This window comes from Ensifer sp. D2-11, assembly GCF_054161295.1.
Map to the genome: position 1 here is coordinate 2,660,157 of NZ_CP096433.1, position 15,544 is coordinate 2,675,700.

Consider the following 15,544-nt stretch of genomic DNA (forward strand, 5'->3'; position numbering starts at 1 on the left):
GCTCAGCCGGCGCGCTTTTCGACCGAGGTCTCCGGAGGAAGGAACCCGCCGGCGGCAAATTCGGCGAGCGTCATCGAATCGAGGATGGAGGACATCGCGTCACGCACCGATGTCATCGAGATGCGCACCCGGCAGGTCTCCGGATCGGTGCAGTCGTCGCACATTTCATAAGCTGTGCGGCTGGCGCAGCGTATCGGCGCCAGCGGGCCGTCGAGCGTCCTTATGACATGGCCGATGCGAATCTCGGAGGCCGGTCGCGACAGGGAATAACCACCGCCCGGTCCTTTCTTCGAGCGCAACACGCCGGCGTTGCGCAGTTCCAGGAGTATAGTGTCTAGAAACTTTTTCGGAATGTTGTTGCGCTGTGCGATTTCGGTGATGAAGGCAGTCTGCCCGGGTGGAAGCCGTGCCAGGTCGACCAATGCTTTCAGTCCGTATTTTCCCTTCTTCGTCAGCATTCGAGTCAATTCTCCCCGATCCCGCAGAAACGCCGGATCCGACCTCGGAAACAGTCTTGTCCCGGCATAGCACAAGAATGCGCTGCCAATACACTGATATAGTCGACAACGGAGAAGGATCGGTAACCGAGGATGGAAGAGTGCAGGAGCGCGTCAGGGTTTCAATGTATCACTGACGCGCCCCAGAGAATTTCTTGTCCTGGAAGAGAATTTCTTGTCCTGGAACGGTTCGTACGTCACGCGGCGGCAATGCCGGGCGTCCGATTGGTGAGGTTCCGCCCGCCCTGGGCGGAAAGGAGCCGGCCAATGGCCGCGCGTGCTTCATCGACCGAACGGAAGCGTTGCGCGTCCAGGTCCCAGACGTGATACTTGACGGCCAGGAACTTCAGACGGTCTTGGTCGGGAACGACGACTCCGACGGCTTCACCACCATATTCGATAACTTGCTTGCTCATGTAAATAACGCTCCTCCGCACCCACGGGCGCGGATAATTCAATTCTCGGCAAAGGATGAACTCGGTAAGTTTGAACGGTCACATTCGGCGAAGTTGACGAATGACACCTTTAACCGTTGCACGACAATGGGAACGTGAGCCGCAGAAAGCGGCGGTCGAGAATTCGAACATGTCACTCTCCTTTGGCTGGCCCGGCATAGGACGCCAGGCGCTCATGAACAAATCGAAGCGGACTCCTTCCGCTTCCCACAGTGGCAAACTAAAATAATCTACCAATTTCGTCAACTGTAGGAACGCGAACGCGAAAAATAATTCTCACTACTCGTTTCCGCAGCTGGCGCGTCGGCAAATCCGTTCGCCTGTCCGGGCTATCTCGCTATCTAGGTAGCGCCGAATCGCCGTGCAAGGGACGGGTCGAATATAGGCAGGAATTTCCGACGAAAAAGGGGCAGCCCTCGTAGAGGCTGCCCCTTTGCCGGGATCGGCACGGCGGGATCAGGAAAGGCGCGGACGGTTTTCCGCCCGCATCCGTCAACGGCGCGAGGCCGTCAGGCCGTCGGCGTTTCCGCCTGCTGCCCGGCGGAACGAGCGGCTTCCCGCTCCTTCCACCAGCGGCTCAGGAACAGGAGGATCGGACCGCCGATATAGATGGACGAGGTCGTCGCGACGATGACGCCGAAGATCATCGGCCAGGCGAAGCTCTGCACCGCCTCGCCGCCCCAGATCGCCATCGGCACAAGGGAAAGCGCCGTTGCAGCCGAGGTGAAGATGCATCGCGCGATCACCTGGTTGATGCTCATGTCGATGAGATCGGAGAACGGCATCGACTTGTACTTGCGCAGGTTTTCGCGCATGCGGTCGTAGACCACCACCTTGTCGTTCACCGAATAGCCGATCATCGTCAGCAGCGCTGCGATCGCCGTCAGGTTGAAGTCGATGCCCGTGAGTGCAAAGAACCCGACGGTCTTGGTGATGTCGAGCAAGAGCACGGCGATCGCGCCGACGGCGAAGTGCCATTCGAAGCGGAACCAGATGTAGAGCAGGATCGCCAACATGGCGAGGGCGACGGCGAGGAAGCCGGATCGCGCCAGTTCGCCACTGACCGTCGGACCGACGACCTCGGTCCGCTCCATGCTGGCACCGGGGATGGCGGTCGTCACCGCATCCTTGACCTTGTTCAGTGCCACCGTCTGCGCCTGCTCGCCGCCCGGCTGCCGCTGCACGCGGATCAGCACCGATTGGCCGCCGCCGAAGTCCTGGAGCGCCACCTCGCCGAGATTGAGCTCCTCGAGGCTTTGACGCAGTGTCGGCAGATTGATCTTCTCCTTCGAAACCGCCTCGACCTGAATGCCGCCGATGAAATCGATGCCGTAATTGAGACCCGGCGTGAAGAACAGGATGACGGAGCTGATCGACAGGAATGCCGAAAAGCCGATCGCGAGGAACCGGCCCTTCATGAAGGAGAAGGTGGGCAGCTGCGGCACCTTGCCAAAAAGCGACGGGATTTCCAGCTTCTTCATCTTGCGGCGCACGACGACTTCGCGCATCAGCAGGCGCACGACCGTAACCGATGTGAACATCGAAATGCCGATGCCCAGCATCATGGTGACGGCAAAGCCCTTCACCGGCCCGCTGCCGAACCAGAAGAGAAGCACCGTGCCCGCAAGCGTCGTGACGTTGGAGTCGATGATCGTCGCATAAGCCTTGTTGAAGCCGATATCCAGCGCCTTCATCGCGCCGGCGCCCGCCTCGGTCTCTTCGCGGATACGCGCATTGATCAGGATGTTCGCGTCCACGGCCATGCCGATGCCGAGAATGATACCGGCGATACCGGGCAAGGTCAGCGTCGAACCTATCAGACCGAGTACGCCGATCGTCATGATCGTGTGCAACACCAGGCCGACATTGGCGATCATACCCCAGGCCCCGTAGAGGATGACCATGAGGACCACGACGAGGCCGAAACCGGCGAGACCGGTAAAGAGGCCCATGCGAATCGAGTCGCTGCCGAGATTCGGGCCGACCGAGCGCTCTTCGATGATCGTCAGCGGTGCCGGCAGCGCACCGGAGCGCAGGAGTGCGGAAAGAACCGTCGCCTCCTCGACCGTGAAGCTGCCGCTGATCTGGCCGCGGCCACCGAGAATGGGCTCGTTGATGACCGGCGCCGTCAGCACCTTGCCGTCGAGCACGATCGCAAACGGCCGGCCGACGTTTTCGCGGGTGATGTCGGCGAACTGGCGGGCACCGAGCGAGTCGAAACTGAAATCGACGACCGGCTGGTTGGTGCGCTGATCGAAGCCGACCTTGGCGTCGTCCAGCCGCTCGCCGGAAATGGCGACGCGGCTTTCGACCGGATAGCGGTTGCCGTCATTGGCGCCCGGCAGAATGTCGACCCCACGCGGCGCCGGCTGTGTGACGTCGACGCTCTGATCGAGCATGTGGAAGCTCATCTGTGCCGTCGAACCCAGAAGCTCGCGCAGGCGTGTCGGATCCTGAAGGCCGGGCAGCTGGACCAGAATGCGGTTGGAACCGATGCGCTGGATCAGTGGTTCGGCGACGCCGACCTGGTCGACGCGGTTGCGGATGATTTCCAGGCTCTGCTCGACCGCCTTGGTCATGCGGTCGGCAAGACCCGCCTCGGTCATGGCCAGGGTGATGACATCGCCCGCCGTCGTTACCTCGACCTCAGGAGCCGGGGCGGCGAAACCCACCGTGCTCACGGGCGTCGCCAGTTCCTGCAGCTTCGGCAGAACCTTGTCCCGGTCCTGGGCATCGGGGATGCTTACGGTCACGCTGTTGCCGCTGATGCGAGCCGAGGAGGCGGAGACGCGCTCGCCGCGCAGGACGCGACGGGTATCGTCGAGAAGCGAGTTGAGGCGAGCCTTCTGCAGCCCCGCCCCGTCCACCTCGAGAACGAGGTGCGAACCGCCCCTCAGATCGAGGCCGAGCGTGACCGGCTCGAACGGGAGAACGGAAGCGACCTGCTCCCTCATGGCCGGCGTCAGAACGCTCGGCAGCGCCGCAAGGCATCCGAAGATGATGATCGCGACATAGGCGAGGACCGCCCATCTGGATGTACGCATGTGGGAATTCCATAAACGCCTGAACGCGCCTTGGGCAGCGTCCGGGCTGGGTTTTCATCAATGGCTGAGGCGGGATCGAAAGCCCTGCCGAACTCAAACGATGGCTGCCGCCGGTGGCGGCGCGCGGATGCACTCGTTCTGGCACGGCGCGCCGCGTGCGATTTCGGCTCGCGGCAGAGATGGAGAAGGAGAAGCCACGGGCGCAGCGAGCGCCACGCGTTGAAATTGGATGCATGGCGCCGGATCGCCGCCGGGCATCGACTTGCCGTCAGCGCGCTCGCCGCTGAAACGGAGGTCGGGCAGTGCAACCGCCCTGCATATCTGGCGGGCGAGCGGCCGGTCGGAGGAACCTGTATCGGGTTGAGCGACATTGCCGGCCGGCGCTCCGGCCGCGCGGCCTGCTGCACCCTGGCCGACCGCGATGACCTGCATGGAAAGAGAGGCGCAGAACAGCCACAGCACGGCGAGAAGCCGGCTGGCGTGCATGCTCCTGCTGCCACCACCCATGAGGTCCATCGAGGACGCGGTCCCTTTCTCTTTGCATCCGGTCAACCGAACGCAAGCGAGACGAATTCAGCCCGAGCACCAAACTAAACGAAGAACGTGGCCGGATTCGAGCATGTGCGCTCTTAACATCACTCCGGGCCGGAAAAGTCAAATCCGGGCCGTCACGCAGTGGCGCCGGCGGTTCTTTCCTGATGGATTTCGATGAGCGAAGGCCCCGGGCGGGACGCCGCATCGGCGAGCGCGCGCGGCAGATCCTTCACGGTCCCCAGCCGCTCAGCGGGCAGGCCGTAGGCTTTGGCGGTCAGCAGGAAATCGGGTGCGGAAGGTTTGACGCCTTCCGGCGTGATCCCCGATTCGACCATGTAGGATTCGATTTCCCGGTATCCGTCATTGTTCCAGACGAGGAAGACGACCCTGGCATCCGCGTCCACCGCCGAGCCGATCTCGGCCAGTGAAAACTGGAACCCGCCATCGCCGACGAGGCATATGACCGGCCGCCCCCGATCGGCGACCGCAGCGCCCACCGCAGCGGGAGGCGCATAGCCGAGCGAGCCGTAGCCCGTCGCCGAATTGAACCAGGCCCTTTGCCGCGGCGCGTCGCAATAGAGGTTGCCGGCATAGACGGCCTGGGTCGAGTCCCCGACGATGGTGCAGTCGGGGAGCGTCCGGTAGATCGCCTCTACGACGCCGATTTCCGCAAGCATTTTCGGTGTCAGCTCCTTCAGCGCCTGCTTGCGCGCGGCCTCCGCCCGCAAGGCCCCGTCCTTGGCCGCCGCATGGTCCGGCAGGAAGCCGAGAATGCCCGCAGTCGCAGCCTTCGCGCCGGAGAGGATCGAAAGCGCAGCTTCAGGCCCGCGCGCGAGCTGCGCCGCATCGATGTCGGTGCGAATAAGGTTCTTCAGCAGCGGAAAGCCGCCATCCGCATAGAGATCGTAATCGGTCTGGCCCATCTCGGTGCCGAGCGCCAGCACGAGATCCGCCTCCCGCAGCAGCGCGCGTACCGCCTTGAGGCTCGGGCTTGCCGGCACCCGGAGCGGATGGCCGGCAAGCATGCCGCGGGCGTTGACCGTCGTGACCACCGGCGCGCCGATCCGCTCGGCGAGTTCGCGCACTTCCGCTTCCGCGGTCAGGGCGCCGCCGCCGCACAGGATGACCGGCCGCGCGGCTTCCGCGCAGAGGATCGCCGCCTTCTGCAGCGTTTCGCTGTCGGAGCGCGGACGTGTCGGCGCCGCCGGCTTTGCCGGCCGGCCCTCGATCTTCAGGGCCATCACGTCGGTCGGAATTTCGATATGGACCGGGCCTGGCCGGCCGGAAAGCAGAACGGCAAAGGCGCGGTCGACGACGAGCGGCAGATCGGCGGGGTTGAGAAGCGTGTGCGAATAGAGCGCCAGCGTCTTCATCATTCCATTCTGATCGGGCAGCTCGTGCAGCAGCCCCCGGCCATGCCCGAGGGAATCCCGGCGGTTGACGCCGGAGATCACCAGCATCGGGATCGAGTCCTGCCGGGCCTGCGCCATGGCGGTGATCGTGTTGGTAAGGCCCGGACCGGTGATCACGAGCACCACGCCGGGCTTGCCGCTGACGCGCGCATAACCGTCGGCCATGAAGCCGGCACCCTGTTCGTGGCGCGGAGTGACGTGGCGAATTTTCGATGTGGCAAGGCCGCGGTAAAGTTCGACCGTGTGCACGCCCGGAATGCCGAATACGACCTCCACGCCGTTGGCTTCCAGGAGATCGACGAGGGTCTCGCCGACGGTTTTCGATTCGACGGTCATGCGCGGCGCTCCTTGCGGATGGTGCAGCGTTCGGCGAGCGCGGCGATGCGGCGGCATGCCTCCTCGATGGCGGCATCCGGAACGGTCAGGCTCACGCGCAGGAAGTTGCGTGCCTTGTCGCCGAAGGAGGACCCCGGCATCACCGCAACGCCCTCCTCTTCCAGGAGTGCCCAGGCGAAGGCTTCGCCGGAGAGGCCCGTGCCGGAGACGTCGATCAGCGCAAACATACCGGCCTCCGGCGGCAGCACCGAAACCCCGGACGCCCCCGCAAGACCGTCGATGATCCGCCGGGCGCGCCGGCTGTAGGATTCCCGCATCTGCCTCGCCGTATCGATATCATGCGTCAGCGCGTAAGCGGTCATATCGGCGATGAACGGCTGCTGGCCGAAAAGCATGGTCTCGGAAATCGGCAGCAGGCGCTCGGTGAACTCGGCCGGGCCGACGGCCCAGCCGCTGCGAAAGCCGGGTGCTGCATGCGACTTCGAGATGGACGAGACGACGACCGTGCGTTCGGCAAGATCGGGATTGTCGAATGGCGAGGCGAAGAGCGCATCGAAGACGAGCTCCTCATAGACCTCGTCGCAGACGATCCAGAGATCGTGCCGCCGCGCGACTTCACCGATCGCCGCAATCTCTTCCGCCGTCAAAACGGCGCCGGTGGGGTTGTGCGGCGTGTTGAGGAGCAGCACGCGGCATTCGGGCGTGACCGCCTTTTCCAGATCCTCCGCCCGCATGTGGAAGCCGTTTTCCGGGTTCAGCGGTACGAATACCGGATGGGCCCCCGTGGACCGGATGACGCCTTCATAGGTCGCGTAGAGGGGGTCTCCGACGAGCACGCCGTCTCCCGCCTCGGCAAGCGCGAACATGACGGCAAAGAGCGCCGTCTGCGTTCCCGGGAAGCAAAGAATGTTCTCCGCGGTCACGGCGGCACGGCGGCGGCGGTATTTTTCGGTAAGCGCCGCCACGACTGCCGGCTCCCCGCGGCCGTTTGAATAGCGGTAGCGTCCCGCATTCATCGCCCGCTGGCACTCTTCCAGAAGCGCGCGGTCCGGCGGCAGATCCGGTTCGCCGATGGTCAGCTCGATGAGCTCGGCGCCACTCGCCTTCAGCTGACGTGCGCGGGTGTGCAGCGTCCATTTGCCGGAACCGAGCTCGGCAAGACGTGATGTGATCGACGCGTAGCGCAAGAATTCACTCCCTCATTCGATTTCTATTTTTCGATCCGAAGGCCGAGCAGGGCTTCGACCGAGGCCATGGCGATGCCGACCAGTTCGCCCTCGCGAAAAAGATCGCCGGCGAGGCAGCCTTCGACCCAGAGCCCGTCCACGAGGCCGTTGATCGCGATTGCGTAGCGGCGGCACTCCTCGGGATCGGCAGGCCGGCCCTTGGCCGAAAGAAAATCGCTGAGCAGCTCCTGCAACGCGTTGCGGAAGGCGAGGTAGCCGTCGCGATGGATTTCCGCGAGCACCGGATCGACCCGGACCTGACTGATGAAGGCGGCCCAGAGAGAGATGCTGCGGCTGTCGGCGACCGGTTCGGTCAGATTGATGGCGATGAAGTCCTTGAGACGCGTCGCCGGATCGCCCTCGACGTTCTTCGCCTTCTCCGTGAGAGAGGCAATGACGGCGCGGTAAGCCTCCGCAACCATCTGGTCTTTGGATTCGAAATAATGGCGGACGAGCCCTGCGGTAACGCCGGCGCGAACGGCGATCTGGCGGACGGTCGCTCCCTTGAGGCCGAATTCCGAAATGCAGTCCAGCGTCGCCTCGATCAGTTCCTGGCGCCGCTCGCCCTCGGGGGCGCGATAAAAGCTGCGCCGGTTCACCGCATGCCCCGCGCCGTGCCGTTCAGCCAGATCGTCATTGCCTGCGAACCGGTTGGGCTCATGCGTTGCTCCCGGGGATGACCGTTGTTGCGAGGAGCGTCAGAAAATCGACGCGGGTATTATTATACGCTTGAATAATAGCGACACAAGTGCAACGATGCCATCCAGAAACAGCGTGACAAGCCGAAGATGCTGCACGAGAGAAAGACCAGGGGAACTGTTTTTATGGCTTCAACCAGCGTTCCGCGAACGAGAGGAGCCGCGCGCCGATGACGGATGCGGCCCAGGCAATCGCGGTTACCGACCTCCACAAGCGTTTCGGGCCATTGGAAGTGCTGAAGGGCGTGTCGCTGAGCGCGCGGCAGGGCGACGTTATCGCGATCATCGGCGGCAGCGGTTCCGGTAAATCCACGCTTCTCCGTTGCATCAACATGCTGGAACTGCCCTCGGCCGGCCAGATCAGCGTGCACGGAGAAGAGATCCGCATGAAGCCGGACGGCCACGGCGGATTGATGCCGGCCGACCGCAAGCAGGTCCAGCGGATCCGCGCCCAGCTCGGCATGGTTTTCCAAAGCTTCAATCTCTGGCAGCACATGACAATTCTCCAGAACGTCATCGAGGCGCCGGTGCACGTACTCGGCAAAACCAAGGCTGAAGCAGTCGAGACGGCCGAGGCGCTGCTCCGCCGGGTCGGCCTTTACGAGAAGCGGGATGCCTATCCGGCTTTCCTGTCAGGCGGTCAGCAGCAACGCGCCGCCATTGCCCGGGCGCTTGCGATCCAGCCGCTGGTCATGCTCTTCGACGAGCCGACCTCTGCGCTCGATCCGGAGCTCGTCGGCGAAGTGCTTTCGGTCATCGGCGATCTGGCGCGGGAAGAGCGGACGATGGTGCTCGTGACCCATGAGATGAAATTCGCGCGTGACGTCGCCAACCACATCGTTTTCCTGCACAACGGCGTGATCGAGGAACAAGGGCCGCCCGAGGCGATCTTCGGCGCCCCTAAATCCGAAAGGCTCAAGAAGTTCATCAGCTCCATTCACTGAATTCCGCAATGCTCGACAATCAAAAAAGGGAACGGCATGAAGAAGACATTGAAACTCGTGGCGCTCGCCGCCGCTCTTGCGATCACGGGCGCGGCCGCCGCCTCGGCCCAACAGGTCAAGGTGGGAATCGCGGCGGAGCCTTATCCGCCCTTCACCTCACCTGACGCCAGCGGCAACTGGGAAGGCTGGGAGATCGAGTTCATGAAGGCCATGTGCGCCGAGGCCAAGCTCGATTGCGTCGTCACCCCGGTTGCCTGGGACGGCATCATTCCGGCGCTGACCTCCAAGAAGATCGACATGATCATCGGCTCGATGTCGATCACCGCGGAGCGGCTGAAGACCATCGACTTCTCCGACAAGTACTACAACACCCCGACCGGCATCATCGGCGCCAAGGGCGACGACATCAAGCCGACGCCGGAGGGTCTCGCCGGCAAGACGATCGGGGTTCAGGTGTCCACCGTGCACCAGGCCTATGCCATGAAACACTTTGCGCCGGCCGGCGTCGAAGTGAAGGAATATCAGACGCAGGACGAGGCAAACCAGGATCTCGCCGCCGGCCGCGTCGATGCCGTCCAGGCTGACGCGATCGCCCTCGATGCCTTCCTGAAAAGCGACCAGGGCAAGCAGTGCTGCGATTACAAGGGCGAAGTCGCCGAAGACGTCGACGTCATCGGGCCCGGCGTCGGCGTAGGGTTGCGCAAGGGAGAGACGGAACTCAAGGAAAAGGTCAACGCGGCGATCAAGGCGATCCGCGAGAACGGTACCTACGACGCCTTCTCGAAGAAATACTTCGACTTCGACATCTACGGCGGATAACCGCGACCTGCCGGCGGTCCGGGCGACCGCCGGCCTTGAATTCGTGTTCGAGCGGGATGCGCATTGCGGGCATCGCCCATGATCCCGCTCTTGTTTAAGAGGCTGCCTTGCTCGGGGATTCCTTTATCAACTGGAGCCTGCTTTCGCTCTCGGCGCCCGGCTGGGGCGGCGTCCTGCTGCAGGGCTTCCTCAGCTCGATCGAGATCGCAGTCGGCGGCTATGCGCTCGGGCTCGCACTCGGTATCGGCGGGGCCTTCGGCAAGCTCTATGGCGGGCCGGTGCTTCGCGATCTCCTGGAGTGCTACACGACGGTGGTTCGCGCGGTGCCCGAGCTCGTGCTCATCCTGCTCCTCTACTATGCCGGCACCGATCTTCTGAACCAGCTCCTTGGCGCCATCGGGGTCGGAGCCGTCGATATCAGCGGGCTCGTGGCCGGTATCTTCGTGATCGGGGTCGTGCAGGGCGCCTATTCGACGGAGGTGCTTCGCGGCGCGATCAAGGCGGTTCCCGCCGGCCAGATCGAGGCGGCACGCGCCTACGGTATGTCGCCGCTCCTGGTCCTGCGGCGCATCACGCTTCCTGCGATGCTGCCCTACGCCATCCCCGGCCTTGCCAATCTGTGGCTGATCGCCACCAAGGACACGGCTCTGCTCGCTGTCGTCGGTTTCAGCGAATTGACGCTCGTCACGCGGCAGGCGGCAGGCGCCACCAAGGCCTATCTCCTCTTCTTCTGCGCCGCCGGCGCGCTCTATCTGGCGCTGACGCTCGTTTCCAACGTCTTCATCGGCATGCTCGAACGCCATGCGCGGCGCGGCTTCGCGGAGCAACGATGACCGACGAAACCACCCACGCGCTCGCATACACGCCGGAAGACCTCCCCAGAAAGGAGAGTTTCCTCAAGCCTCATCGCATCGTGCTGATGCTTCTCTTCGCGGCGCTCGTGGTGGCGGTCGCGGTCTTCATGCGCTGGGACTGGCTGCCGCGCTACCTGCCGAGGCTCGGCTCCGGAATTCTCGTGAGCCTGGCGATGCTCTTCAGCACGGCGATCCTCGGCTTCCTCCTGGCCGTGCCGCTTGGCCTCGCCCAGGTGACGGGGCCCTGGTTCTTCAAGGCTCCGGCCCGCATCTTCTGTACCGTCATCCGCGGGACGCCGCTGCTGCTGCAGCTGTGGCTTCTCTATTACGGGCTCGGCTCGCTGTTTCCGCAGTTCCCGGCCATCCGGCAATCCTTTCTCTGGCCGTATCTGCGCGAGGCCTGGCCCTATGGGGTGGCGGCGCTCACGGTATCCTTCGCCGCCTATGAGGGCGAGGTCATGCGCGGCGCGTTCGCCGGCGTGCCGTCCGGGGAATTGGAGGCCGCCCGTGCCTACGGCATGGGCCGCTGGACGATGTTCCGGCGCATCTGGCTGCCGCGGGCGATCCACCGCGCGCTGCCCACCCTCAACGGCGAGACCGTGCTGCAGCTGAAATCCACGCCGCTCGTCGCGACGATCACCGTCGTCGATGTCTATGCGGTGATCTCGAAGGTGCGGCAGGAAACCTACCTGACCTATGAGCCGCTCCTGCTGCTCGCGGCCATCTACATGTGCCTGACCGCAATCCTGGTCGTGGCCTTCCGTTACTTCGAAAACCGCATACCCACCCGTGGTGCCTGACATGAAGCTTTCCGCCGCCATCGACAATGCCCTGCCGGAACTCGTCGCCATCCGGCGCGATCTGCATGCCCATCCTGAGCTTGGGCTCGAAGAAACGCGGACATCCGCCTTCATCGCCCGCCACCTCGAAGAGCTCGGCTATCAGGTGGCGACCGGCATCGCGAAAACGGGCGTGGTCGGCACGCTAAGGAATGGCACCGGGTCGCGCTCGATCGGCATCCGCGCCGATATCGATGCGCTGCCGATCCAGGAGGAAACCGGGGTCGCCTATGCAAGCACGAAGCCGGGCCTGATGCATGCCTGCGGTCATGACGGCCACACGGCGATGCTGCTCGGCGCCGCCCGCGCGCTTGCCGAGCGAAGGAATTTCGACGGCACGATCCACCTCATCTTTCAGCCGGCGGAGGAGAATGCCGGTGGCGCGAAGATCATGGTCGACGAGGGTCTCTTCGACAGATTTCCCTGCGACGCCGTGTTCGCGCTCCACAACGAACCGAACCTGCCCTTCGGCCAGTTCGCTCTGCGCGAAGGCCCGATCATGGCGGCGGTCGACGAGGCACGGATCACCGTTCACGGCCGCGGCGGCCACGGCGCCGAGCCGCAGGCGACGGCCGATCCGGTCGTCTGCGGCGCCAGCATCGTCATGGCGCTGCAGACCATCGTCGCACGCAACATCCACCCGATGGACCCCTCCGTCGTGACCGTCGGCGCATTTCACGCGGGCTCGGCGAGCAACATCATCCCGGAGCGCGCGGAGATCGTCGTCGGCATACGTTCCTTCGATCCCGCGGTCCGCGACGAGCTCGAACGCCGCATCCGGATGATCGCCGAGGCTCAAGCGGCAAGCTTCGGCATGCGCGCAACCGTCGATTACGAGCGGAGCTACGACGCCACGATCAACCACAAGGCGGAGACGGATTTCCTCCGAGAGGCCGCCATCCGCTTCGCCGGCGCCGACAAGGTCGTCGATCTCGCCCGGCCGTTCATGGGAAGCGAGGACTTCGCCTATATGCTCAAGGAAAGGCCCGGCAGCTATTTCTTCCTGGGCTCGCGGGTGACGGGCGAGGAGAAATCGCTCCACCACCCCGGCTATGATTTCAACGACGATCTGCTGCCGATCGGCGCTGCCTTCTGGACCGAACTCGCCGAAGCCTACCTCGCGCGCCGGTGAGATTGGGGACGGGCGCCCGACTGCTTCGACCTGCAATGCGGTTCAAAATGCCGCGCGCGAACGATTGCCGCAGTGTGACAACGTGGCGATCCGCCCGTCATTGACCTTTGGCAATATTGCGTCAGATTCAATCACACGATGCAGATCGCAGATATCAGACGCCGTTCGCGTCTGAGCTTGCGGTTTCCGCCCGAAAGGATCAGCGCCGTGTTCGAAGCTTTTGACGCAACTGTCCTTGCACGCATACAGTTCGCCTTCACCGTCTCCTTCCACATCATCTTCCCGGCCTTCTCCATCGGACTTGCCAGCTATCTGGCCGTCCTCGAAGCGCTCTGGCTCTGGAAGAAGGACGAGGTCTATCTGGAGCTCTTCAACTTCTGGAAGACGATCTTCGCCGTCGCTTTCGGCATGGGCGTCGTCTCCGGCATCGTCATGTCCTACCAGTTCGGCACCAACTGGAGCGTGTTTTCCGACAAGGCCGGGCCGGTGATCGGGCCGCTGATGGGCTATGAGGTGCTGACCGCCTTCTTCCTCGAAGCGGGCTTTCTCGGCGTCATGCTTTTCGGCCTCAACCGGGTCGGCCCGAAGCTGCATTTTTTCGCAACGGCGATGGTCGCGCTCGGCACGCTGATCTCGGCCACCTGGATCCTCGCGGTGAACTCCTGGATGCAGACGCCCGCCGGCTTCTCCGTCAACGAGGCCGGGCAGTTCATTCCCGACGACTGGTGGGCGGTGATCTTCAATCCGTCTTTCCCGTATCGGCTGACGCACATGGTGCTCGCCGCCTATGTGACGACGGCCTTCGTCGTCGGCGCCTGCGGGGCGTGGCACCTCCTGCGCAAGACCGCTCCGCGGCGCGCCCGCACGATGTTCTCGATGGCCATGTGGATGGCGGCGATCGTCGCGCCGATCCAGATCTTCGCCGGCGACCAGCACGGACTCAACACGCTCGAACATCAGCCGGCAAAGGTGATGGCGATGGAAGGGCATTATCAAAGCCATCCGGAAGGCGCGCCGCTGATCCTCTTCGGCATGCCGAACTCCGCCGAGAAGCGCGTCGACTACGCGCTCGAAATCCCGAAGCTTTCGAGCCTGATCCTGAAGCACTCGCTCGATGCGCCCCTTGCCGGTCTCGACACCATACCCGAGGACCGGCACCCGCCGGTCGCCATCGTCTTCTGGTCGTTCCGCGTCATGGTGGCGATCGGCTTCGCCATGCTCGGTCTCGGGCTCTGGAGCCTCTGGTGTCGGCTGCGCGGCACGCTCGACACGAATGCCGCGCTCCACCGCGCGGCGGTGCTCATGGGCCCGGCGGGCTTCGTGGCAGTGCTTGCCGGCTGGATCACGACGGAGGTCGGGCGGCAGCCCTACACGATCTATGGGCACCTTTTGACGGCGGACTCGATTTCCCCGATCGCAGCGCCGGCTGTCGGCGCCTCGCTCGTCGCCTTCATCATCGTCTATTTCCTCGTTTTCGGCGCCGGCACCTTCTACATCCTGCGGCTGATGGCACGTCTGCCGCGCGATACGATGCCCGAACTCGACGAAGGACCCTTGCGCACGGCCGGAGTGACGCCCGGGCCGGCAACAGCCAACCAGGGAGGCCATCATGGCCATTGATCTGCCACTGATCTGGGCCGCGATCATCGCCTTTGCGGTGCTTGCCTATGTCGTTCTCGACGGTTTCGACCTCGGCGTCGGGATATTGTTTCCGTTTTTCCCCGAGAAGCACGACCGCGACGTCATGATGAACTCCGTTGCCCCCGTATGGGACGGCAATGAAACCTGGCTCGTGCTCGGCGGGGGAGGGCTGCTCGCCGTGTTTCCGCTCGCCTATGCGACGATCCTGCCCGCGCTTTACGCGCCCATCATCGCGATGCTGATCGGCCTCATCTTCCGCGGCGTGGCTTTCGAGTACCGCTGGCGCACGCAGCGCGGCGAGTTCCTGTGGAACTGGGCCTTTGCGGGCGGGTCGATGCTCGCTGCCTTCGCGCAAGGCCTGGCGCTCGGCGCCCTCGTGCAGGGCATCCCGGTCGAGAACCGGGCCTATGTCGGCGGCTGGTGGGACTGGCTGACGCCGTTTTCAATCGCGACCGGGCTGGCGATCGTGATCGGATATGCGCTTCTCGGAGCGACCTGGCTGGTGATGAAGACCCGTGGCGAGCTCGCCGAACGCGCACGTGGCGTCGCGCTTCGAACCGCTCTCGCCACGGTCGCGGCAATGGGCATCGTCAGCCTCTGGACGCCGTTTCTCGAGCCGGTCTACCTGGAGCGCTGGTTCGGCTGGCCGACGGCGATCTTCAGCGTCATCGTGCCGCTGCTGGTCCTCGGCTGCCTCTACCTCCTTCTCAAAGGCATCCGCGACCGGCACGATGTCCAGCCCTTCATCGCCGCGCTCGGCCTGTTCGTGCTCGGCTATATCGGCATCGGCATCAGCTTCTATCCCTTCATGGTGCCGCCTTCGCTGACGATCTGGGATGCCGCCGCGCCGGACGAGAGCCTCGCCTTCCTGCTCGTCGGCGCGCTTGTCCTGGTGCCGATGATTCTCGCCTATACCGCCTATGCCTATTGGGTTTTCCGCGGCAAGGTCGATCCGGAGGAGGGCTACCATTGACGCGCTCCAGCGGGACTGCCCGCAAGCTTCTCTGGTTCGTGGGCCTCTGGGCCGCCGGCGTCGCTGCGGTCAGCATCGTGGGTCTTGCGATCAAGCTTGCTCTCGGCGCGTGAAAACCCCCGTTGCAGCGGAGCTGCCAT

The 15,544-nt window shown here is 64.0% G+C and carries 14 protein-coding genes; 7 read left to right on the top strand and 7 right to left on the bottom strand.

Annotation, left to right across the window (positions count from 1 at the left end; all coding sequences use genetic code 11):
• Positions 1 to 2: 2 nt before the first annotated feature.
• From M1D34_RS12825 to M1D34_RS12855, 7 genes are all read right to left on the bottom strand, one after another.
• Positions 3 to 458: an RrF2 family transcriptional regulator gene (locus tag M1D34_RS12825; protein ID WP_027992657.1), complete on the bottom strand. Its 456-nt coding sequence runs from the start codon at positions 456 to 458 to the stop codon at positions 3 to 5.
• A 236-nt stretch (positions 459 to 694) separates the two neighbouring features.
• Positions 695 to 913 carry a hypothetical protein gene (locus tag M1D34_RS12830; RefSeq protein ID WP_004435856.1) on the bottom strand — a complete coding sequence of 73 codons (219 nt, stop codon included), beginning with the start codon at positions 911 to 913 and terminating at the stop codon, positions 695 to 697.
• A gap of 548 nt (positions 914 to 1,461) precedes the next feature.
• On the bottom strand, positions 1,462 to 3,996 hold the full coding sequence (gene secD / locus M1D34_RS12835) for a protein translocase subunit SecD (protein WP_013843950.1): 2,535 nt from the start codon (positions 3,994 to 3,996) through the stop codon (positions 1,462 to 1,464).
• A 93-nt stretch (positions 3,997 to 4,089) separates the two neighbouring features.
• Positions 4,090 to 4,512, bottom strand: a complete 423-nt coding sequence (locus M1D34_RS12840; protein ID WP_498779319.1) for a hypothetical protein — start codon at positions 4,510 to 4,512, stop codon at positions 4,090 to 4,092.
• A 152-nt stretch (positions 4,513 to 4,664) separates the two neighbouring features.
• Positions 4,665 to 6,278 carry a 5-guanidino-2-oxopentanoate decarboxylase gene (locus tag M1D34_RS12845; RefSeq protein ID WP_498779321.1) on the bottom strand — a complete coding sequence of 538 codons (1,614 nt, stop codon included), beginning with the start codon at positions 6,276 to 6,278 and terminating at the stop codon, positions 4,665 to 4,667.
• Positions 6,275 to 7,465 carry a pyridoxal phosphate-dependent aminotransferase gene (locus tag M1D34_RS12850; protein ID WP_004435844.1) on the bottom strand — a complete coding sequence of 397 codons (1,191 nt, stop codon included), beginning with the start codon at positions 7,463 to 7,465 and terminating at the stop codon, positions 6,275 to 6,277. Before M1D34_RS12850 ends, M1D34_RS12845 begins: the two co-directional genes overlap by 4 nt.
• 23 nt (positions 7,466 to 7,488) lie before the next feature.
• A complete protein-coding gene (locus M1D34_RS12855) occupies positions 7,489 to 8,103 on the bottom strand; it encodes a TetR family transcriptional regulator C-terminal domain-containing protein (protein ID WP_013843946.1) in 615 nt (204 codons plus the stop codon).
• A 269-nt stretch (positions 8,104 to 8,372) separates the two neighbouring features.
• On the opposite strand from M1D34_RS12855, the gene M1D34_RS12860 reads away from it, so the two are divergent.
• The 7 genes from M1D34_RS12860 to cydB all read left to right on the top strand — a co-directional run bounded on the left by M1D34_RS12860 (position 8,373) and on the right by cydB (position 15,404).
• Positions 8,373 to 9,146, top strand: a complete 774-nt coding sequence (locus tag M1D34_RS12860) for an ABC transporter ATP-binding protein (RefSeq protein WP_498779324.1) — start codon at positions 8,373 to 8,375, stop codon at positions 9,144 to 9,146.
• Between the two features lie 36 nt (positions 9,147 to 9,182).
• Positions 9,183 to 9,965, top strand: a complete 783-nt coding sequence (locus tag M1D34_RS12865) for a transporter substrate-binding domain-containing protein (protein ID WP_003530910.1) — start codon at positions 9,183 to 9,185, stop codon at positions 9,963 to 9,965.
• 107 nt (positions 9,966 to 10,072) lie between these two features.
• Complete coding sequence (locus tag M1D34_RS12870; protein ID WP_010968661.1) at positions 10,073 to 10,798, top strand: ABC transporter permease; 726 nt, start codon at positions 10,073 to 10,075, stop codon at positions 10,796 to 10,798.
• Positions 10,795 to 11,619 carry an ABC transporter permease gene (locus tag M1D34_RS12875; RefSeq protein ID WP_013843943.1) on the top strand — a complete coding sequence of 275 codons (825 nt, stop codon included), beginning with the start codon at positions 10,795 to 10,797 and terminating at the stop codon, positions 11,617 to 11,619. Before M1D34_RS12870 ends, M1D34_RS12875 begins: the two co-directional genes overlap by 4 nt.
• 1 nt (position 11,620) lies before the next feature.
• Entirely contained in the window at positions 11,621 to 12,790 is a 1,170-nt protein-coding gene (locus tag M1D34_RS12880; protein WP_498779327.1) for a M20 aminoacylase family protein, read from the top strand.
• Positions 12,791 to 12,928: 138 nt separating this feature from the next.
• The gene (locus M1D34_RS12885) at positions 12,929 to 14,410 is read left to right on the top strand and encodes a cytochrome ubiquinol oxidase subunit I (RefSeq protein WP_498779329.1); all 1,482 of its coding nucleotides are present in this window, start codon (positions 12,929 to 12,931) and stop codon (positions 14,408 to 14,410) included.
• Positions 14,400 to 15,404, top strand: coding sequence for a cytochrome d ubiquinol oxidase subunit II (cydB, locus tag M1D34_RS12890; protein ID WP_013843940.1), 1,005 nt, complete (start codon positions 14,400 to 14,402; stop codon positions 15,402 to 15,404). Before M1D34_RS12885 ends, cydB begins: the two co-directional genes overlap by 11 nt.
• Positions 15,405 to 15,544: the final 140 nt, after the last annotated feature.

Excerpts from the sequence above, each read along its gene's own strand:
- M1D34_RS12825 (WP_027992657.1), bottom strand. The coding sequence starts at position 458 with ATGCTGACGAAGAAGGGAAAATACGGACTGAAAGCATTGGTCGACCTG.
- M1D34_RS12830 (WP_004435856.1), bottom strand. The coding sequence starts at position 913 with ATGAGCAAGCAAGTTATCGAATATGGTGGTGAAGCCGTCGGAGTCGTC.
- secD (WP_013843950.1), bottom strand. The coding sequence starts at position 3,996 with ATGCGTACATCCAGATGGGCGGTCCTCGCCTATGTCGCGATCATCATC.
- M1D34_RS12840 (WP_498779319.1), bottom strand. The coding sequence starts at position 4,512 with ATGGACCTCATGGGTGGTGGCAGCAGGAGCATGCACGCCAGCCGGCTT.
- M1D34_RS12845 (WP_498779321.1), bottom strand. The coding sequence starts at position 6,278 with ATGACCGTCGAATCGAAAACCGTCGGCGAGACCCTCGTCGATCTCCTG.
- M1D34_RS12860 (WP_498779324.1), top strand. The coding sequence starts at position 8,373 with ATGACGGATGCGGCCCAGGCAATCGCGGTTACCGACCTCCACAAGCGT.
- M1D34_RS12865 (WP_003530910.1), top strand. The coding sequence starts at position 9,183 with ATGAAGAAGACATTGAAACTCGTGGCGCTCGCCGCCGCTCTTGCGATC.
- M1D34_RS12875 (WP_013843943.1), top strand. The coding sequence starts at position 10,795 with ATGACCGACGAAACCACCCACGCGCTCGCATACACGCCGGAAGACCTC.
- M1D34_RS12880 (WP_498779327.1), top strand. The coding sequence starts at position 11,621 with ATGAAGCTTTCCGCCGCCATCGACAATGCCCTGCCGGAACTCGTCGCC.
- M1D34_RS12885 (WP_498779329.1), top strand. The coding sequence starts at position 12,929 with ATGCAGATCGCAGATATCAGACGCCGTTCGCGTCTGAGCTTGCGGTTT.
- cydB (WP_013843940.1), top strand. The coding sequence starts at position 14,400 with ATGGCCATTGATCTGCCACTGATCTGGGCCGCGATCATCGCCTTTGCG.